This window comes from Nocardia sp. NPDC056541 (assembly GCF_042794235.1).
In the GTDB taxonomy this organism is placed as follows: domain Bacteria; phylum Actinomycetota; class Actinomycetes; order Mycobacteriales; family Mycobacteriaceae; genus Nocardia.
In genome coordinates, this window is the sequence record NZ_JBHTUD010000003.1 from 234,776 (window position 1) to 254,744 (window position 19,969).

General features: G+C 68.4%; 16 protein-coding genes. 7 read left to right on the forward strand and 9 right to left on the reverse strand.

Annotation, left to right across the window (positions count from 1 at the left end; genetic code table 11):
• Window positions 1-94: 94 nt before the first annotated feature.
• The 3 genes from ACFQ9R_RS06595 to ACFQ9R_RS06605 are packed head-to-tail and all read right to left on the reverse strand — an operon-like array spanning window position 95 to window position 2,145.
• On the reverse strand, window positions 95-1,168 hold the full coding sequence (locus ACFQ9R_RS06595; protein ID WP_378989313.1) for a DUF3068 domain-containing protein: 1,074 nt from the start codon (window positions 1,166-1,168) through the stop codon (window positions 95-97).
• A complete protein-coding gene (locus tag ACFQ9R_RS06600) occupies window positions 1,165-1,335 on the reverse strand; it encodes a DUF2613 domain-containing protein (RefSeq protein WP_082844323.1) in 171 nt (56 codons plus the stop codon). Before ACFQ9R_RS06600 ends, ACFQ9R_RS06595 begins: the two co-directional genes overlap by 4 nt.
• Window positions 1,336-1,365: 30 nt before the next feature.
• Window positions 1,366-2,145, reverse strand: coding sequence for a hypothetical protein (locus ACFQ9R_RS06605; RefSeq protein ID WP_378989314.1), 780 nt, complete (start codon window positions 2,143-2,145; stop codon window positions 1,366-1,368).
• A gap of 83 nt (window positions 2,146-2,228) precedes the next feature.
• Between ACFQ9R_RS06605 and ACFQ9R_RS06610 the strand changes: the two genes are divergently transcribed.
• A complete protein-coding gene (locus ACFQ9R_RS06610) occupies window positions 2,229-2,846 on the forward strand; it encodes a TetR/AcrR family transcriptional regulator (protein ID WP_378989315.1) in 618 nt (205 codons plus the stop codon).
• A 317-nt stretch (window positions 2,847-3,163) separates the two neighbouring features.
• On the opposite strand, the gene ACFQ9R_RS06615 is transcribed toward ACFQ9R_RS06610, so the two are convergent.
• From ACFQ9R_RS06615 to ACFQ9R_RS06630, 4 genes are all read right to left on the reverse strand, one after another.
• Window positions 3,164-4,885: a protein kinase gene (locus ACFQ9R_RS06615; protein ID WP_378989316.1), complete on the reverse strand. Its 1,722-nt coding sequence runs from the start codon at window positions 4,883-4,885 to the stop codon at window positions 3,164-3,166.
• Between the two features lie 30 nt (window positions 4,886-4,915).
• Window positions 4,916-7,747, reverse strand: coding sequence for a hypothetical protein (locus ACFQ9R_RS06620; RefSeq protein WP_378989317.1), 2,832 nt, complete (start codon window positions 7,745-7,747; stop codon window positions 4,916-4,918).
• The gene (locus ACFQ9R_RS06625) at window positions 7,747-9,543 is read right to left on the reverse strand and encodes an HSP90 family protein (RefSeq protein WP_378989318.1); all 1,797 of its coding nucleotides are present in this window, start codon (window positions 9,541-9,543) and stop codon (window positions 7,747-7,749) included. Before ACFQ9R_RS06625 ends, ACFQ9R_RS06620 begins: the two co-directional genes overlap by 1 nt.
• 117 nt (window positions 9,544-9,660) lie before the next feature.
• Complete coding sequence (locus ACFQ9R_RS06630) at window positions 9,661-12,456, reverse strand: AAA family ATPase (protein WP_378989319.1); 2,796 nt, start codon at window positions 12,454-12,456, stop codon at window positions 9,661-9,663.
• A gap of 122 nt (window positions 12,457-12,578) precedes the next feature.
• Here ACFQ9R_RS06630 and ACFQ9R_RS06635 point away from each other — a divergent pair, with 122 nt between their 5' ends.
• Window positions 12,579-12,914 carry a hypothetical protein gene (locus ACFQ9R_RS06635; RefSeq protein ID WP_378989320.1) on the forward strand — a complete coding sequence of 112 codons (336 nt, stop codon included), beginning with the start codon at window positions 12,579-12,581 and terminating at the stop codon, window positions 12,912-12,914.
• A 106-nt stretch (window positions 12,915-13,020) separates the two neighbouring features.
• Here the strand turns inward: ACFQ9R_RS06635 and ACFQ9R_RS06640 are convergent, their stop codons facing one another.
• Complete coding sequence (locus tag ACFQ9R_RS06640) at window positions 13,021-13,878, reverse strand: hypothetical protein (protein ID WP_378989321.1); 858 nt, start codon at window positions 13,876-13,878, stop codon at window positions 13,021-13,023.
• Window positions 13,879-13,922: 44 nt separating this feature from the next.
• Window positions 13,923-14,798, reverse strand: a complete 876-nt coding sequence (locus ACFQ9R_RS06645; protein ID WP_378989322.1) for a 3-hydroxyacyl-CoA dehydrogenase family protein — start codon at window positions 14,796-14,798, stop codon at window positions 13,923-13,925.
• Between ACFQ9R_RS06645 and ACFQ9R_RS06650 the strand changes: the two genes are divergently transcribed.
• The 5 genes from ACFQ9R_RS06650 to lhgO all read left to right on the forward strand — a co-directional run bounded on the left by ACFQ9R_RS06650 (window position 14,791) and on the right by lhgO (window position 19,926).
• Window positions 14,791-15,270, forward strand: coding sequence for a zinc ribbon domain-containing protein (locus tag ACFQ9R_RS06650; RefSeq protein WP_378989324.1), 480 nt, complete (start codon window positions 14,791-14,793; stop codon window positions 15,268-15,270). The two genes, ACFQ9R_RS06645 and ACFQ9R_RS06650, sit on opposite strands and share 8 nt — an antisense overlap.
• A 158-nt stretch (window positions 15,271-15,428) precedes the next feature.
• Window positions 15,429-16,784 (forward strand): hypothetical protein, encoded by a 1,356-nt coding sequence (locus ACFQ9R_RS06655; protein WP_378653593.1) that lies wholly within the window; start codon window positions 15,429-15,431, stop codon window positions 16,782-16,784.
• Between the two features lie 99 nt (window positions 16,785-16,883).
• Window positions 16,884-17,675 carry a TIGR03084 family metal-binding protein gene (locus ACFQ9R_RS06660; protein ID WP_378989326.1) on the forward strand — a complete coding sequence of 264 codons (792 nt, stop codon included), beginning with the start codon at window positions 16,884-16,886 and terminating at the stop codon, window positions 17,673-17,675.
• Between the two features lie 335 nt (window positions 17,676-18,010).
• Entirely contained in the window at window positions 18,011-18,712 is a 702-nt protein-coding gene (locus ACFQ9R_RS06665; RefSeq protein ID WP_378989327.1) for a hypothetical protein, read from the forward strand.
• Window positions 18,709-19,926 (forward strand): L-2-hydroxyglutarate oxidase, encoded by a 1,218-nt coding sequence (gene lhgO, locus ACFQ9R_RS06670; RefSeq protein ID WP_378989328.1) that lies wholly within the window; start codon window positions 18,709-18,711, stop codon window positions 19,924-19,926. Before ACFQ9R_RS06665 ends, lhgO begins: the two co-directional genes overlap by 4 nt.
• The last annotated feature ends 43 nt before the right edge of the window (window positions 19,927-19,969 follow it).

A 19,969-nucleotide genomic window follows, 5' to 3' on the forward strand; every position in this document is an offset into this window, starting at 1 on the left:
TTGCCGCGCGGTCGCACTGGGCAAACCTGCCCACAAAACAGCTCGGCCTCCCCCGGGTTGAGGACCGGGGGAGGCCGAGTTGTGGACAGGTGGCTTACAGGTTCGAGGAACGAATCCGCTCGGTCGGGGGATCGAACGGACGGCCCGCGGTGGAGCCCGAGCTCAGGAATCCGAGGACCGCGCCGCCGATGAGGAAGATGGCGGCGAGGATGCCCAGGATGATCGGCAGGGTCTTGCCGTACAGGTCGAGCTTGTCGAGGCTCTCCTGGGTGACGGCCATCTGGGCTTCGATGGTCTCTTCGTCGAAGACGAGGTGCGACTTCAGGATGTTGACGTCCACCTGCCCGGCGCTACGGCCGTAGTACATGTGGAGGTTCTCGCCACCCTTGAGAACCGCGCCGGTCCTCGGCTCCACCCACACGTCGCGGGTGTTGGTGTAGAAGCGCGTCATGGTGACCGGCTCGGTGCCCTCGAGGCCCCACTTGGCGGCGGGCAGGGCGAGCTGATGGGACGGGTGCTTGACGACGTCCCACATGTTCGTCACCGGGATGGTCTGCCGGAAGTGGTAGACCGGCACGCCGTTGATCTCCGACTCGTCGATGAAATCGATGTCGTAGGTGGCGCGGGCGTTGAGGTCGAAGTACGGGTACGACTTCTTCTCGGTGCCGATCGGGAAGCGGTACTGCAGGCCGCGCCGCTGCGACTCGGTGGGGATCGCGGCGCCCGACTTGGGGTCCTGAGCCACGGCGATCGAACCGTTGGGCGAGGCGTCGATCGGCGCGCCGGTGACGCGGTCGATGGTGACGCGGTCGACCGAGGCGGTGAGCAGGCCGTCCTTGGGGTCCTGGTCGTCGCGACGCAGGGTCTGGCCGGCCTGGACGGTCATCTCGTCGGCGTCCGAGGGCTCCTCGACCGTCAGGAAGCGCTGGGAAACGAGCGGCACATTGGTGTTCACCTTGGCAGCGCCCTCGGTCGCGGTGAGCGACTTCGCGTCCAGCACGAGGCTTTCCTCGCCGGGCACGCTCTTGGCGACCGTGGTGATGCGCAGGTCGAGCGGGGTCTTGGCGACCTTGCCGACCGTGTAGGTGGGAATCATGACCGCGGCCGCGAGCAGCAGCGCGCCGAGACCGACGAGGATGCAGGCGATGAGCCTGCGTACGTTGCTCATCGCGAGCCGTACTGCACGTTGCCGAGCAGCGACGAGCCCGGGTCACCGGACTCCTCGGGCGCGGGGATCGAATTCTGTTGCGCGCCCGCGGTGATGCCGAGTACGGCAATCACCCCGATGACCGCGCCGGCCAGGCCGCTGACCAGGCCGGGGACGACAAACTTCATAGATCGAACTCCAATTGCGTGGTGCGAGACTCAGCCGACGGAGAAGAAACCGAGGGTCGGGGCGAACGAGCAGGTGCGGTCACCATCGGCGGTGGCCGTGGTGAGCGAACCGGTGATCACTGCCGCGACCCGGCCGGGACCGGTGTCGGCGATAGCGGTGAGAGTGGCCGGGCCGTCGGCGTTGATGCCCGCCTCGGTGGTGAGCGGCTGGGTACCGGTGCGACGGTTGTCGAGGTTGACCCACTGCACCGTCATCGGCGGATTCTGCACGACGGTGGCGGTCTTCGTGCCGAGCGCGGTGAAGACGAAGCCGGTCTGGCCCGCGGCCGGTCCGGGCGGCGGCAGCGTCGCCGGGCCGGGGACCGCCAGCGCGGTGCCGACGGAATCCGACGTCGGGCCGATGCAGCCCTTGCCGATGGTCGGGTAGAGGAACTGCGCGATGCGCGGACCGTCCGAAGGCGGCAATTCGGGACCGCCGCCGCCACTGCCGTCGAGGAAGGTGATGACCTTTTCGAGGGTGGCCTTGACCTGCGCCGGGATGCCGGGCGTGGCCAGCAGCACGCGAGCCTGGGCCAGGATCGCGGCCTGTCCGCCGTCGGCGATGGGGCCGGGGGCCGAAATCGCGCCTACGATCGTCGGAGCCAGCGCCGCGAGTGTCCCGGAGGGGACGTTCTCGGCGATGGCGGGGACGCTCGGCTGCGTCGCGGCGGACTGCGGGGCAGCCATCGTGGGCGTGGGTGCCACGAGTGCCGCACCCGCCGCTAGTACGAGGGCGGACAATGCGGTCCGCGATGCTCGGGTGCTCAGCACTGGTCGGCCGTCCTTTGTTCGGTGGATAGATGAAGCGACCCGGAAAGGTCAGTGTTATCCCGGGTTTCAGATACTTTGGAGAGGTGACTACAGCGGACAGGCGGTATGGGGGTCGTACGGTCGTCGCGCGAAAAGCCGAACGACGACTGCGATTCCTGGAAGCAGCGACGCAGATCTTCGCGGAACGTGGCTACGCCACGTGCTCGCTCGCCGAGGTGTGCGCGGCGGCCGGGCTGTCCAAGCGGCAGTTCTACGAGGAGTTCGAAACTCGTGAAGACGTGCTGGTGGCGGCCTACGACCGGATCCAGGACGACGCGGCGGCCGCGGTCGGCACCGCGCTGGTCGCGCTCGGCTCGACCGATCCGCAGCTCGCGTTGCGAGCCGGCTTCGGCGCGTACCTGGAGTCGCTCGGCTCCGACCCGTATCGCGCGCAGGTGGCGCTGATCGAGGTGGTCGGGGTGAGCGATCGGATGGAGACCCATCGCCGGACCCGCAGGCACGCCTGGTCGGCACTGATCGAGGGCGCGCTGGAGCGGGTGGGGGTGCGCCTGCGCGGTGATGCCGAGCTGACCACCGCGCTGATCACGGGCGCGGTCACCGGCGTGGCGCACGAATGGTTGCTGCGCAAGTCGCGTCCGCCCGTCGACGAGCTGGTCGATCTGCTCACCGGCGCCGCTCTGGCACTGGTCACGTTCGACTGACATCAAGGCAGCCTTCGGGACGGTGGCAACCTTGCTCACCTGCCGCCCGCTCAATCGACTCCCTTTCCAGACATTGTGAGACCGACTGGCTTCACAGTGTGGGCGAGAGTTTGACATATTAGTGACCCAGATCGCAACGGCAGAGTTTGCGAGACCGACGCTACCTGCGGGTATGGATTGACGGTGCTGCCCGTCAGCGGCGCGACACCGCGTTTCACGTAGAGGTTTGCTACTGGACGAACGACCGGGTGCACCTGCGCCGAGGGCATCGCGGGCTATCCGGTAGCAACCTGTTCCAGTTCGGTCGGAGCCCATTGTCAGCCCTTCCGCAGGGTGCCGGCGATGGTGCCGCCGAGGACACCAGGGGTTCGATAGGCCAGCGTCCCGTCGGGTTGCAGAGTGACCGTCGAGGTAGCGCCCTCGTCGAAGCATCCGCTACCGGCGGTGAGCCTGGCCCGGAAGGTGAGGCGCTGCGCGGTGGCCTCGGTGAGGGTTTCCGCACGGCCGCAGCGGTCGCGGGAGAGGGCGCCGGTGTTGGCCGAGGTCGCGAGTTCCTGACCGACCGCACCGGCGGCGATGGTGAGTTCGATGTCGAACTGAACCGGGCCGTCGGCGGCACGGCCCTTCCAGATGCCGACGAACTCGGCCGGGACGGAGTCCGTGCCCGATCCGGTGGCGGTCGAGCTGGGTGCGGTCTCGGTCGAGCTCGAAGCGACGGAGGTCGAGGCGACGGAGGTCGAGGCGGCGGAGGTGCTCGATCCGGTGCCGCCGGTGGACCCGGCATTCAGTTGGGTCCCGATCAGATAGGCGCCACCCGCGACCGCCACCGCCACCGTCGCGGACGCGGCGATCAACAGAGTCCGGGTTCGTCGCGACGCGGTGGCACGTGCCGGCGCGGGCGGCGGCCGACCGGTGAACGTGTCGGCGGAATTGTGCGCGACCACAAAGGGCGGCGGGGTGAATTCGCCGGGCACTCCATAGGGAGTCGGCGGCGATCCGCTGATGACGGTCGGTCCGTGCGGTCTCGAGGAGCCGGTCGGAGAGACCTGCGCGGGGTTCGCGGCCGGCAGGTTCGGTACCGAAGTGCCTGTCGACCAGCCTGGTGCGGAAATCGCGGCGGCATCGAGCGGCGATGCGCCGGATGGGTCGGCAGGATCGAAATCCAGGTCGAGTAGCCGGACGGCGCTGGTACTGATGTGCGCGACTACTTGTGGCGGCAGCCAATCGGTTCGTTCGGCAGTGCCGAGGTGGGCCAGTTCCGAAAGGACTTGTTCCGGGGTCGGTCTGGCAGCGGGGTCTTTGGCCAAACAGGACGAGACGAGCGGTCGCAGGGCGGAAGGAAGAGCCTCGAGACGGGGTTCCTCGTACACGATGCGCCAGAGCATCTGCATCACCTCGGCCGTACCGAAGGGGCCGTGACCCGCGGCGGCGAAGGTGAGGACGCCGCCGAGGGCGAAGACATCGCAGGCCGGACTGAGGGTTTCGCCGCTCACCTGCTCGGGACACATGAAACCCGGTGAGCCGAGAAACTTTCCGGTGGTGGTGAGGGCGGAATCCGCGATCACCCTGGCAATGCCGAAATCGATCACCTTGGGGCCGTCGATCGCGAGCATCACGTTCGACGGCTTCAGGTCGCGGTGCACGATGCCTGCCGCGTGCACCGCCACGAGCGCTTCGGCGAGCCCGTGTGCCAACGCCGGCAGCGCGGGCTCGGCGAACGGCCCGAACCGGTTGACCGCGTCGGTCAACGAGATCCCGGCGACATAGCCGGTGGCCAGCCACGGCGCCCGCGCATCGACATCGGCGTCGAGCACCGGCGCGGTGTAGGCCCCGCCGACGCGCTGAGCCGCCGCGACCTCACGACGGAACCTCGCACGGAACTCCGCATCGATCAGATCCGGGCGGATCACCTTCACGGCGACCGTGCGCCCGCCCGGGTTCCGGCCCAGATACACCTTGCCCATGCCCCCGGCACCCAGCACGCCCAGCAGTCGGTAGTCGCCGATCCGCCGAGGATCGTTCGGGTCGAGCGGTTGCATCGCGGGTGGTTCCTTCGGATCAGGTGCGCGTCAGGCGAGCTGGGCTCGGGTGTCGGCCAGCAGTTCCGACAGCATCGGCTTGGCCGCGTGGTCGTCGGTCAATTCCGCGACGGCCTCGGTGAGGATCTTCTCGGCTTCGGTGGGGCGGTTCAGCTCGATCAGGAGTACGGCGCGCTCGTAGTCGGAACGGGTGGCCTGGTCGCCTGCGTCGATGGCGCGGAAACCCGCGGCGGCGGCGTCTGCGCGCGGGAAGGCGTCGTCGGGGCGTTGCGCGCGACGCAGGATCCGGGCGGCGTTGTGGTTGTGCCGGGCCGTGTGCCAGGTGAGCAGTTCGGTGTCCGGGTGGGCGGCGGCGAGCTTCGCGATCGCTTCGTCGGAGGCCGCGATGGCCGTGATCGCGGCGGCGTAGTCGCCGGTCCAGTGCAGCGACAGCGCGGCGCTGTAGCGGCAGTAGGCGACGCGCACCGGATCACCGAATCTCTCGGCGACCTCGGCGGCCAGCACGTAGCGCTCGGCGGCCTCGGCATCGCGATCGAGCACGTCGAGCAGATCGGCGGTCTCGACGAGGGCATGGGATTCGCCGCCGAGATTGCCGGTGGCGCGGTCGAATTCGATGATCTCGTCGAGGACGGTGAGTGCCGGTTCGTCCTCGTCCAGCCGGCGATGCAGATCGACCAGCAGGAAGCGGCAGGTCCTGGCCTGCTCGAGGGCCCCGGCGCGCTCCAGCCCGGCGATCGCCTCTTCGGCCTGGTCGGCGGCGTCGAGCAACTGGCCGACGGCGCGGTAGGCGACAGCCAGATCCCATTGCGCGTACGGCACCTGCGGACTACCCGCCGCGATACCGATCGCGATGGCGGTCAACAGCTCGCTGACTGCCTCCTCGTGCCTGTTCAGGTGGATGAGCAGGGCACCGCGCCGGGCGTGCACGATGAGGCGCACGCTGTCGGGGAGGTCGGCGTCGACCAGCCGAACCGCCTCATCGATCATTTCCAGCGCCGCGACCGAATCGCCCGCGTCGAAGTGGATTCCGGAAAGGTACTGGGCCACATCGGCGACCCGCCACGCCTGACCGGCCCGGCGATACGCCGTGACGGCTTCCTGTCCAGCCGCGACCGCGTCGACGAGTTCAGTGTTGTTCTGATGCAGATACATTCGGTGCCGGGCGACATTACCGAGCAGGATGTCCTCGCCCGCCTCGGCGGCGTCGGCCGCGGCCCGGTCGAGCAACGCGGGTAGCTCGGCGGCGTCCTCCTCGGACAGCTCGCCGCGATCGAACAGTGCGAACATGCCGCCGGAAAGCCTCAGCGTCGCAGCCGCTCTCGTCTGCGGTTCCGGTGAATTCGCCAGGTGTGACAGGGAATCCCGCAGCAGCCCGACAGCTTCCGCCACGTCGCCGTGCCTACTGAGGAGCAGGCCGAGCCGACCCAGGTCGGTCTGACGGCGATCTTGCTCGCCGGTCGCGGCGAAATACGCTGCCGCCCGGCGTAACAGTGATTCGGCGTGATCGTGATCGGTCGTCTGCAAGGCTGCGCCGGCCAGCACGGAGGCGCGTCGCCCGGCCAGACTCGGATCGCCCGGCTCCGGCTCGGCCGCCAACCGCTGCGCCAAAGCCCGTATTTCGGCGGCGGCGTGCTGCGTGGTCGCCTGTTCCGCGCGTTCGATCAGTTCGAGGGTGGTGAGCTCGGGGATCTCGACCGCCGCAGCCGCCGGACCCCGCTCGACCGGCACCCGGTGCGCGGCGGCCGCGGACAGCGGCAGGTAGTCGACGATCGGGCGGCTCGCCAGCTTCTGGTGGACCGATGCCGTCTGGTGATCGGTCCCGTTGCGGTGGTCGAAGCGAGCGGCGATGGCCAGTGCCTCGTCGGTGAGCTCCACGTGCATTGCGCGCGCGGTGGATTCGGCGGCGGGACGATCGGCGGCGGCCGGGCGGCAGAGCAACGTATCACCGTTGCCCGCATCGACGAGGGTGCGCAGGAGCAGCGCCGCGCAGGTCAGGAAGGCCAGCGCGTCCTTCGGGCTCGGCGCGCGATCGAGCCAGGAGAAATGGCGGTCGAGCAGTTCCAAGCCGCGCACCTGATTGCCCGACAGCGCGCAGAACTCGAGGTGGTCGCCGATCGCGGCGAGGTCCTGCGGCTTGGTGCGCAGCAGGCGGTAGGAGCGGCGGTGCGCGCTGCGCGCCTCGTCGAGCTGGCCGGTGCGCAGGTAGGGCAGCAGCAGTTCGGTCAGAATGAGCTGCGGTTGCTCCGAACAGCCGAGTTCGCCGGCGAGGACCGGAGCGGCCAGCTCGACGGCTTCGATGTCGCGGCCCTGGCTCGCCAGCCAGGCGACCCGGTTGGTGGGGTCGCAGCCTTCACAATCGGAGTTCTCGTCACGCGGTGTGGTGCACCACCTTTCGTACCACTCGGCGGCCGCGTCGAGGTCGCCGATGTGGACCGCCACCCGATGCCTACGGCCGTACACCGCGTTCAGGCTCTGACCCTCGACCCGATAGCGGCGTTCCATCTGATCGAGGGCGGCCAGCGCCCGATCCATCGGTACCTCGGGGAATTTCGTCATCGCGCCCACCGCGGTCTTGAACTTCCACCGCAGCGACGGCGCCACCCACGACTCGTGGGCGCCGGGGTCGCGATCGTATTCGGCCAGGCAGCGGGCGAACGGGACGAACAATTTGGCCGGGCTCATCCCGTGTCCGTACGCGTCGACCATCGCCATGCGAACGTGGAACGCGAGCTCGGTGTGCGCGCCCGCCTCCGCGTGCCGCAGCACCTGTTCCAGCAGTGCGTCTTTGGCGTCACCGTAGGGCATGTCGTAGGCCTGGAACAGCAGCCGTTGCAGGTCGTCGGGGGTATTGGCGTCGGACATCAGAGCTCTCCCCGGGGATCGTGAACCGCCCAGTCGAGCAACCCGACGAATGATTTGTTCAGCAGCGCGGTGTCGACCGGCCGCATCGGATGCTGGCCCAGCAGCAGCGCCTGGCTGTAGAGCGCCTCGACCGCCGTGGTGACCAAACGGGCATCGGCGAGCCCGGTGATGCGGCGTACCAGCGGATTCCGGTAGTTGAGCACGAGCTGCGGACGGTCGCCCGCCTGGTCGGTATCGAAAGCACCCAGAACATCGGCCCACAGTTCGTCGGCGACCTCGCGGGTGGCGCGCAGTTCGGCGCGATGCTGGGCATCGCGGTCGAGCAGATACAGCGCCGCCAGCGACGGCGGATCGAAAGTGCGCAGTACCACTTCGCATTCGAGGCGATCGAGCACGCGCTGGGCGGTGGTCAGGAAGGGCCGAAGCGCCAGCTCCGTCGCCGGATCGACGAGATCGAAATGGGTGGCCAGTTCGGCGGGATCCAAACGGCGCACCCGGATCTCGGGATCGATCGCGGGCAAGCGCTCGAGAATGTCGGTGATATAGGAGTAACCGCCGTTCACCAAGCCGATGCCCGCGGCACTCGCCACCGCGGCCAGCTGCCGGAACTCCTCCACCGACGGGGTGTAGCGAACCTCGCCGAAGCGGCGGCGGAATTCGGCGAGCGGGATCTGGCCCGCGTTGGTCTCCACCGGCAACCAGCGGTCGACCAGGCGCAACATGTCGTCGTCGTGCAGGGCGAGGGCCTTCACGCCGAGATCGTGAATACGCAGGAAACGGTGCAGCGCGGACGGATCGGAGGTGGACAGTTCCACCAGCCAGTCCCTGATCCGGCCGCCGAGCGCTTCCCTCGTGCTCTCCAGCAGGTCGTCCTCGTAGAGGGCTTCGCGGCTCGCGGTGGGGCGCAGCTCGGTGGTGTCGACCACACAGCGGACGAAGAAGGCCCAGTCGGGCAGCAGGCCGGCGACGCTCTCCGCCAACAGCATTCGCTTCAGATACACGCGGTGTCCGGCCTTCGCCGCCGGGTTGACCGGCTGCGGGAGCACGAAAGCCACACCGCTGACACCGGATTCGGCGCACGCGAGATCGAAGGTGGCGAACGGGGTGAAGCCGAAGGTGTCCTCGGCGTACGCGGCGAGCGCGTTCGTGCGGTCCGAAGGAGTGGGGTGGGTTGCGCGCCAAGGAACTTCGGGCTCGGTGATCGGCTCACCGTCGACGGTGACCTCGAACGGCAGCAGGCTACCGAACAGCCGCGCCAGCTCGACGACGGTCGTCGGAGTGAGCCACTGCTCGGCGCCGCGGCGCGGCGCGAGGATCACGGTGGTGCCGGGTTCGTCGCGTTCCCGCGCGGCGGGCTCGACGCGGTAGCGGCCGTCGGCGAAACCGGTCCAGCGCACGGTCGGGCCGCCGCGCGCGGACCGGGTGAGAACCTCGGCCTCGTCCGCGACCAGGAAGCACGACAGCAGGCCGATACCGAACTGGCCGAGGAACTCGTGCCGGGCGAAGCCGAGGTCGTCGCGCTTGCCGCTGCGGCCGATCGTGGCGAGGAAGGTGTGCACCTCGGCCTCGGTCAGGCCGACACCGCTGTCATGGACACGGATGGTGCCGTCCCCGGTGCCGGCGGGCGTCTCGATCCTGACCTGCGCGCGAGCCTGTGGGTCGAGGGCGTGGCGGGCGGTGATGGCGTCGACCGCGTTCTGCAGCAACTCGCGGACGTAGACCCGTGGGCTGCCGTACAGGTGATGGCTGAGCAGGTCGACGATGCCCCGCAAGTCGACCTGGAATACCTGCTCCACCGGGGTTCCCTCCCAAAACGCTGACCATCCGCTGGGTCACTGTAACTGGATCTCGGTTGGCTGGCGGCGCAGTTCTTCGCGCTCGACTCCGCCGAGAACGCAGCGGCCGGGGTTCGGTCAGTGGGGACCGCGGGTGAGCTCGGTGCGGTTGGTGACGGCGAGTTTGGCGAGGATGTTGCGGACGTGGGTTTCCACCGTGCGCTCGGAAAGGACCAGGTGGGTCGCGATTTCCCGATTGGTGAGGCCGGTGGCGACGAGGCCGTGCACTTCGCGTTCGCGGCGGGTCAGTGGGTCGGCGGTGCGGGTGGCCGTGGTGATGTCGGCGAGTAGGGTGTCGGCCGCGCGCAGACGGTGTGGCATGTCGAGGCGGCGGAAGGCGGCGGCGGCCCGGTCGGCTGCTTCGCGGGCGGCGGGGAGGTCGCCGCGGGCGAAGAGGGTGCGGGCCAGGCCGAGGTGGCCGAGGGCGACGAAGGGGCGCGCCCCGATCGCGGCGTCCATCGTCAGGCCCTGCTGGTAGAGGCCGACGGCGGCGTCGAGATGGCCTGCGACGCGGGCGTTGTCGGCGCGGATACGCGCGATCGAACCCACACAGATGAGCGCGCCCGTGCCGTCGGCGGCGTAGTGGTGTTCGCGGCCCCGCAAGGCCCGGAAGACGCGATCGGCCGTCTCGGCGTCGTCGAGGAATTCGGCCACGATGCCCACCGAATACACCGTGCCGGACCAGCGCGGGCCGATCTCGAGGGTGTCGGGCAGCAGACGGAACGGCGCGAACAGGGCCTTCGCCTCCTCGAGATCGCCTGCCATCGCGTGCAGCATCGGGGCGAACAGCTGGGCGATCGTGATCTTCGGGGCGAAGGCCAGCGAAGCCAGCGCCGCGGTGAGCTCGTCGCGGTCGATGTGACCGACGATCACGGCATACATGCCACGGAAGGCATGGTGCAGGCCGGCGAGGGAGTAGTCGCCGATGCCGACCGCCAGTTCGTGGGCGGCGGTGTCGGATGCCAGGGCGGCGGGGAAGTCGCCGACCAGGGCCGCGCGGGTGGCCCGCAGGCGCAACAGGTGCCAGCGGGCGAGCGGGAGGCGGCGGCGGTCGGCGAGGAGTTCGATGTGGTCGAGGGCGTTGTCGAAGGCAGGCAGGTCGCCGCGTTGCAGGGATGCGTCAGCTGTCCACACGTATCCCCAGAGTTGTGCCAGCGGCTGCTCGGCGTCGGCCGCGATCTCGATTGCCCTCGCCGCGAGCACCGTTCGCTCCGCCAGGAAGTCCACGGCCGCAAGCGAGAGATGGCGGGCGTGGATCGCGTCGAGGACGACGTCGGGATCGGTGGACCGTTCGGCGGCGCGCATGGCCCGGTCGGAGAGTTCCCTGGCCCGCGCGCCCGCGCCGCGGTCGGCGGCCGACAGGGCACGCTGGGCGAGGATGCGGGCGACGAGGTCGGGATGCTTGTCGGTTTCGAGCAGGCGTAATGCCTTGCCGCAGAGGGCATCCAGTTGCGTCATCACGGTCGGGGTGGTGACGCCCTGCACCACCAAGCCTGCTTCCGCGAGCAGGTCGGGGCGGTCTGCTCGTTCGGCCGACGCGCCCGCCTCGACACAGTGGTCGAGGCTGGTGGCCACCCAACCGGCGGCGAACTCGTCGCGCGCCAGCTCGATCAGCAGCTCGGCGCGCTCGGCATCGGAGGCGGTGCCGCCCGCGGCATCGATGGCCCACTGCCCGAATCGGATCGCCTCGGCGTAGGCGGCACTCGCGCGGGCCGATCGCGCGGCCCGACGGGACCAATGGCGACCGGACGGGGAGTCCGCACAGCCGCTCGCCTGCCGCCAGTGGGTCGCGATCGCCCCTGCCACCGCCGAATCCGGACCACCTCGCCCACTCAGCACCTCGGCGGCCGCGCGGTGACAGGCCGCTCGCCGCGAAGGGGCGAGGTCGGCGTACACTGCATCGCGCACCACAGCGTGCGTGAAACCCGTGGTGTCGTCGGCGAAACGACGGACGATACCGGCCGCGGTTGCCGCATCGAGCGCCTTCGCCACCGGATCGGAGACCGGAACGGGCTCCGACGGCAGCACCGATCCGTAGACCTGCGCCAGCAATTCGGTATCGATGCGTTCACCGAGCACGCTCGCGGCACCGAGAACCTCGATATGGGTGGGGTCGATACGGTCGAGCTGGGCGAGGATCAGGCGGCGGATTCCGGGGACCGACAGGAGCGGGTCGTCGCCGGCGCCCATGTCGGCATCGATGACCAGGCGGACCAGCAGGGGAGTGCCGCCGGTGCGTTCGTGCACGCGGTGCGCGAGATCCGAAGTGAGGCCGCGCTGTTCGAGCCAGTAGCGGACCTCGTGTTCGGAAAGACCTGGTACGGACAGGGATTGGAAGTGGGGTAGGCGCAGCCAGGCGGGCTGGTCGGCGAGCAGGGTTTCGCCCATCGGTTCGCGAGCGGTGCCGACGATGAGCACCTTGGTGCGCGGCGTTTCGGTCGCCACGTGGGTGAGCAGCGCCAGCGACGTGGGATCGGACCAGTGCAGATCCTCGAGCACCAGCAGCAAACCCGACGGCGCGGCGGCCGCGACGAGGACATCGGCGACCTCGGTGAACATCCGGAAGCGCTGGGCGGCGGGCCCGCCACCGGGTTCGGTGACGGTGTCGAGGGCGGCGGCCAGTTCGGGGAGCTCGCGCGCGGCCCGGCGCCACGGCCACAGCGGCGGCATCCCCGCGTCGTCGAGGGCGCTGCCACGGGCAACCCGCAATCCCGCCTCGGCGGCCAGCGAGCCGACCTGCTCGGCCAACCACGATTTGCCGATCCCCGCTGTGCCGCTGACCAGCACGAATCGGCCCGCACCCGAGGCCGCGGCCACCACCGCGGCGCGCAGGCGGGCGATCTCCTCATGCCGTCCGACGGCCGGAGTCTGCACCGCCCCAGTATCTCGCGCGGGCGCGAGTTCAGTACTGCGAATACGTACCGGCACTGATCCGCGCGATGCCGTTCGGCGCGACGCTTGAGCTATCCGATTCCCCCAGTTCAGGAGATGAAATCATGTACGCACACGTCATCTGGTTCGACCAGCCACGCACGGCGACCGAACTCGCCGCCGTCGACTTCGCCAACGCCAATCGCATCGAGCCCGCCGTCGCGGGAGTGCCTGGGCTGCTCGACTTCTACGAACTGCGGCGCGCCGACGGCTCCGGCATGGTGATCGGCATCGCCGAGACCGAGGACGCCCTGCACGCGGTGCGCGAGGCGATCCTGGCCACCGAACTGCTGCCGGGGGAGGACCCCGCCCTGCTGCCCGGCCCCGACCGGGTGGAGATCTGCCCGGTGCTCACCCACCGCGACCGAGCCGCCATCTACGCCAGGGCGGACGAGTCATGAACCTGATCATGGTGGGCAGCCGGATGCCGGTCGGCCGGTGTGTCGGCCTCGCCGTGCAAGCCGTGCTGCGGTGGGGGGTTCCCGCCGGCGCGGGGTAACCGCGGCGCTACAGGTCGGCCAGGGCGATACCGGTGAGCGGGCTGCCGATGCGGACCAGGTCGGTATCGGTACCGGTGCCGATGTCGACCAGGCGGATCGTGCCGCCGAGATCGCTCACATAGAAGCGGGAATCGAAACCGGTGACGCCGATCGCCTCGCGGTAGCCGGTGGAGATGATCGCCGGGGTCCCGACCTCCGGCTGGACCTTGGCCTCGTACAGCGCGTTGCCGCGGGGGGCGGCACCGCGGTCGGTCCAGACGAGATCGCCGAGACCGTGGAGTTCGACATCGATCGGCTCGGGCAGGTTCTCCCAGAGCAGCTCGATATCGGTGCGGGCGGCAGGATCCGCGCCGGGGGGCAGATCCATCCGAGTGCGGAAGATCCGGCCCTCGCCGCCCTTGGCCGCGCCCTTCTGCGTCCAGTAGAGCAGGCGGCGGTCGAGGTCGAGGCAGATGCCGACGCACCAGTTGCGCGGGAGGGAGGCATCGGCATCGCCCTCGCCGGTCACCACGAGGGCGTGCAGGTCGTCACCGTTCAGATCACAGGTGAGAACCTGCATGCCCTCGCGATCACACCAATACAGCCTGCCCCCTTCGACATCGGCGGCGAGCTGTTTGCCGGTGGTGAAGGCGCCGATCGGGACGATCGTGGTGCGGTTGCCGCCGTCGAGGTCGACCCGTTCGATGGAACCGTTGCGGGAGAAGAACTCCGGTTCGACGCCCGGCTCCGGACGCGCGTCGGGGGTGCCCATGTTGGTCCAATAGATATGGCCACGCAATTTGTCGACGACGACACCGTCGGGAAAACGATCGAGGCCGTCGACCACGGTGCGCACGTGTTTGCCGTCGAGCGAAATAGCATGCATCGCAGCTGCTTCGAGATCTAGAGCGACTATCTCGGTCATGGGGCTCAGCCCTGCTTCGGCTTCGGGTAGTCGTCGTAGAAACCCGCACCCGTCTTCACCCCGAGTTTGCCCGCGTCGACATATTTCTTGAGCAGCTCGACCGGGCCCTTCGGCAGGTTCGGGTTCTCCTGCTCGTAGTGCTCCTCGATATCGAGCACCACATCCAGACCCACCTGGTCCATCATCCGGAACGGGCCCGCCTTGGTGCCGAAATTCCGCATGAACATCTCGTCGACATCATGGGGAATCGACACACCCTCGTGCACCACCTCGAGCGACTCGCGCTTGATGGCGGCCCAGATGCGGTTGAAGATGAAGCCGGTCGACTCCTTGCGCACCAGGTACGGGTGCAGGCCGTACTCCGGGAAGGTCTTCAGGACGAAGTCGAGGACGTCCTGCGAGGTCTGACCGTCCGACATCACATCGAGCACCGTCGACTGCGGCGGCATATAGAAGTGGGTGTTGAGCATCCGGTCGTTGGTCGTCAAACCCTCGGTGAACAACCGGCTCGCGTACGACGACGAGTTCGAGGCGACGATCGCGTCGGCATCGGCATCGGCGTCGAGCTGGGCGAAGACCTTCTTCTTCAGGTCGAGGATCTCCGGCACCGCCTCGACCACCAGCCACGCGCCCTTCACGCCGATCGCCTGATCGGGCACATACTCCGCGGTGCCCGGCTTACCGTCGGGCACCGTATCGGCCACCTCGGGCAGCTGTTTCTCCACGAAAGCCACGGCCGCGTTGCCGACCTCGCCATCGGGATCGATGATGCGGACCTCACCGCCCCTGGTGGCGAACATCAGGGCGATCCTTCTACCCAAGGTGCCACCACCGATCACCGCGACCGGACGCTCGAAATGATTCTTCGGAACATTGCTCACAGCGACTCCCTCTGCACAGGCGACGGGGGAAGAACTCAGTGACGCAGACAACAGCCATGCCAGCCTAGCTCCGACGTGCGACAGCGCGGTTGTCCCACGCACGCCTCGCGTTGACTCCCCTCGCGACCCGGGCCGCATCAGCGATGTCGGGTGGGCCGACTTCGCCCGACTTTTGATCTACAAACAGGCATGGCGTAGCGGCACGGCCACCGCGGATCGTTGGTACCCGTCGAGTAAGCGGTGCTCGGCCTGCGCGACAATCAATCCCGCCCTGAAGTTGGCCGATCGAGTGTTTATCTGCGGGTGTGGGTTTCGTGCCGACCGTGACCACAACGCGGCGATCAACCTTGCTTGCTGGCCCACGATTCACCAAGACGCTCCACGATCCCCGGACCCCCCGAGCAAGAGGCCGGGTTACCAAAAGTCCGCCGACGGGAAGGCGCTGACCGATACCCTTCGGGTGTCGGTGTAACCGACCCGGGAGAAGCGGAAACCGACGTTCACGCCGCATTCGTGGCCTGAACCGAGGACGCCCGAGAAGGGCGGTGTCTGGCCCCATCGGGTGCCCAGACATGCTGTTATCCTCACGTTCTTCACGTATTTCGCGCGTCAGCACTAGGGGGCTCCTCGATGACCACACTGGCCTCCGGACTCTTCATCGATTGGGAAGAGCTGACGGGGCAGTCGAAATTCGTCGTCGAGCTGATCAGTTTCCCGATCTTCAGCGCGCTGGCCGGTTGGCTCACCAACTGGACCGGCGTGCTGATGCTGTTCTGGCCGCTGTACTTCAAGGGCTTCCGGGTGCCGATGCTGCACGTGCTGTACCCGTACCTACCCCGGCGCGTGCAGGTGCTGCCCACGTTTTCCGGTGACGGGCGCATGCTCGGCTTCCAGGGCTTCATCCCGGCACGCGCGGAGAAGATGGCGAGCATCTGCGTCGATTCGGCGCTGTTGCGGATCGGCAGCCCACGCGACTTCATCCATGAACTCGATCTCGACGGGATCGGCGACTATCTCGCCGAACGGGCGCGCGATCAGGTGCAGCCGATCGTCGACGAGATCATGTACCGGGAGAACCCCGATCTGTGGCGCTCGCTGCCCAGACCCGTGAAACAGGCCATCTACCAGCGGGTCGACCGGCAGCTGCCCGCGCTGTGCCGGCGGGCGTTCGAGAGCCTCGGCGACAATATCGACCAGCTGCTCGACGTGAAGAACTTCGTGATCCGGTACCTGGAGAAGAACCCGGCCATCCTGAAGGACCTGACCACCACCATCGCCGCGCCCGAACTCAAGTTCATGGCGCGGATCGGTCTGCTCGGCGCGCCCTTCGGCTTGATTCTGGCGCTCTACCTGCATGTGCACTCGAAGATCCCGTACTTCGGCGCGATCCCGGCCTGGGTGATCGTGCTGTTCGCGTCGGCCATGATCGGCGTGACGGTGAACGTGATCGCGATCAAGATGGTGTTCGAACCCGGCGATCCGCAGCCGCGCTACAAGTATCTGTGGCGTCAGGCGCTGCTGGCCAAGCGTCAGCCCCAGGCCGCCACCGACCTCGCCCACATCCTGGCGTACCAGGTGCTGACCGTGGAGAACCTCTCCGTCGAGCTCTTGGAAGGGCCGAACGGGGACAAGACGCGTCAGCTCATCGAGCGGGTGGTGTCGGAGGAGATCCACAAGCAGCTCGGCGCGACCGCGTTCATGGTGCGAGCCGCACTCGGCAAGAAACAGTTCGAGAATCTGGCGGTCTCGGGCGCGGGCGCCGGGCTGGTTTCGGCGCGCACGATGATCGAGGACGAGCAGTTCGTGCTGGAACAGGCGAAGAAGATCGATGACTTCGCGGCGCGCAAGCTGCGGACATTGACGCCCGGCGAGTTCATGGAGATGTTCTACGCGTCGGTCGAACAGGACGCGTGGTTGCTGTATCTGCACGGTGGGGCGCTGGGCATCGGTGTCGGCGCGCTCCACCTGCTGACCTTCGGCTGGTAATAACAAGCACGCGTGCTTGCATTTTTTGACGGTCGCTGCGACTCTTGGTGACGACGGCGCACCGGCACCGGGTCGCGCCATGATCGGCAAGGGAACTCCATGGCTGACCTCGCAGCGCTGCTCGACGATTACGCCGCCGAATGCGCGGATCTGGAAAACCTGGTCGCACCGCTGACCCCCGAGCAGTGGCAGACGCCGACACCCGCGCCACGCTGGGACATCGCCACCCAGATCGCCCACCTGACCTGGACCGACGAGGTATCGCTGATCGCCGCCACCGACGCCGAGGGCTTCGCGGCCTTCCTCGCCGAAGCGGCCCCGCGCGGCCTGACCATCGTCGACGACGGCGCCGAGGAAATCGCCCAGACCCCACCCGCCGACCTGCTGGTTCGCTGGCGGGCCGGACGCGAGCAGTTGATCGCCGCGCTGGCCGCCGTCCCCGCGGGCACCAAGCTGCCGTGGTTCGGCCCGCCGATGAGCGCCGCGTCGATGATCTCGGCCCGCATCATGGAAACCTGGGCCCACGGGCAGGACGTCGCCGACGCGCTCGACGTCACCCGCGTCCCCACCGCCCGCCTGCGCACGGTGGCCCACATCAGCGTCCGCGCCAGGAACTACGCCTACCTGGTCAACGGCGAATCCGGCCCCACCGATGAATTCCGCGTGGAACTGACCGCCCCCGACGGCACTCTGTGGACCTGGGGCCCCGAAGACGCACCTCAGCGCGTAACCGGCCCCGCCATCGATTTCTGCCTCGTGGCGACCCAGCGCCGCCACCGCGAAGACACCGCCCTGACCACCGAGGGCCCGGACGCCGACCACTGGCTCGGCATCGCCCAGGCCTTCGCCGGCCCGCCCGGACCAGGCCGCCACGCAGGCCAGTTCGCCTGAAAGTCAGCATGAGAACAGGCGAGCGCCTTCCCAGAGCGCCATTCGTGCCGACTGCCCCGGACTTCGTTGGCCGGGGGTGACCACCGTGGCAGTCGTGAATGACGCTCGCCTGCTCCCTTCAGATACCCGATACCGGGTGTGAGAAACACTTGCCCAGCCGAAAACCCGCCCCGACTAGGACTGATACGGCGCCGTTTCGGATGTGGCTCTGATCTCAGCCGTGGGAGGCGCTCACCGCGCGCGGTACTCGGTACCGTAGGTATCAGCACGTGGCTTTCAACGATGCGGGCCCGCTCTACTCGGGTATACCCACAGCCACAGGAGGGAACCGCATCGTGACCGCACATCGGCCTGCTCAGATCGTGCGCCTGTCCGCGATCATCTTCTCCGGCGCCGCCAGCCTCTGCCTCACCGTGGCCGCGGGCGCCTACATCGTCAATCACATGCCGGAACTGGCACCGCCGCCCACCGAATTCGCGGGACCGGCCGCGACGCCGAATCCCGGCCACCACCGCCCCTTCTCGATCGAGGACTCCGCACCCCGCGTCGGCGGTGTGGAGCTGGCCATGTCCTTCGGCGCGCCGACGCTGTCCACCGAGCGCTCCGACCCCGCCGCCACGCGCACGCCGATCACCGCGCAGCAGTCCGGAGTCGGTGCGCGACCGGGTAATTCACCGCTGACCGGGCGGGTCGGGATCGGCGGCACCTATGTCGGCGCGCAGGTGACGCCGCCGCGCAGCGATACCGTGGCGTTCACCGTCGACACCAACCTCGTCACGGTGGCGGCGAAATACCTCGGCCTGGCGGTGGATCCGGCCGCGGTCACCGCGCTGCACACCGAATTCGACGCGCGCCGTGGCGAGTTGGTTTTCGTGCTGTCGGATCCCGGCCTCGGCAGCCACACGTTGCGGGTCGAGGGTGCAGGCACCGAACCGGCCGAGACCCCCGGCACCACCGCGGAATCGTCCGAAGACGAGGGCGACGCCGAGGCACCGCGATCCGCGACCGGGGAACTGCCGACTACCGTCGGCGTGTGACTCCTCGCGGCACCTCGAACGGTGCGTACGACTTCTGTGTGGTCGGCGGCGGCATCGTCGGCGTGGCCACCGCGCATCGGTTGCTGACCCAGTATCCCGAGGCGAGCCTGGTGCTCATCGAGAAGGAAGACACGCTCGGCGCGCATCAGACCGGGCACAACAGCGGCGTCATCCACTCCGGGATCTATTACCCCCCGGACAGTTTGAAGGCACGGCTGTGCCGGGCCGGTGCGCGATGGACGAAGGAATTCGCCGCGGCCCACGACATTCCGTTCCGTGAATGCGGAAAGTTGCTGGTAGCCACCGATTCCGCCGAACACGCGCGGATGCTGGCGCTGTACGAGCGTTCGATCGCCAACGGCGTGGAGGTCGAGGCGATCGACGCGGCCGAACTGCGGCGGCGCGAACCACGGATCGCCGGGGTCGGCGCGCTGTTCGTGCCCGCCACCGGCATCATCGACTACACGTTGGTCACCGCCGCGCTCGCCGCCGAGGTCGAGTCGATGGGCGGCAAGATTCTGCTCGGCACCGCAGTCGAGGCGATCACCGAGAGTGTCTCCGCCGTCACGGTTTCGGGTCCGGGTGGTTCGGTCACCGCGGGCACCCTGATCGTGTGCGCGGGCCTGCAGGCCGACCGGATGGCACGAAAGGCCGGGATAGAAACGGACTTTCGGATCGTTCCGTTCCGTGGCGAGTACTACCGGCTCCCCGCCGAGCGATCGGATCTGGTACGCACGCTGATCTATCCGGTGCCCGACCCCGCGCTGCCGTTCCTCGGCGTGCACCTGAGTCCCACCATCGACGGCGAACTCACCGTCGGCCCCAACGCGGTGCTCGGGTTGTCGCGGGAGGGGTATCGCAAGGGCAGCGTGAACCGACGTGACGCCATCGACGTGCTGGGTTTCGCCGGCGTGCGCCGGGTGGCCCGCGACCATCTCGCCACCGGGATCCGCGAGCTCCGCAATTCGGTGTTCAAGCGCGGCTACCTCGCCGAATGCCGCAAATATTGCCCCGAACTCAGCACCGACGACCTGCTCCCGCACCGTGCGGGCATCCGGGCCCAGGCGGTGCTGCGTGACGGCACGCTGGTGCACGACTTCCTCATCGAACGCACGCCGCGCTCCATCCACGTGCTCAACGCACCGTCCCCGGCCGCCACGTCGGCGATGCCGATTGCGGAATACCTGGTCGAACAACTCCATTCCGCTAAATAAAGAGGAGATTTGTAGTACTTTTGGCTCCTGTACGCGTGGGCGA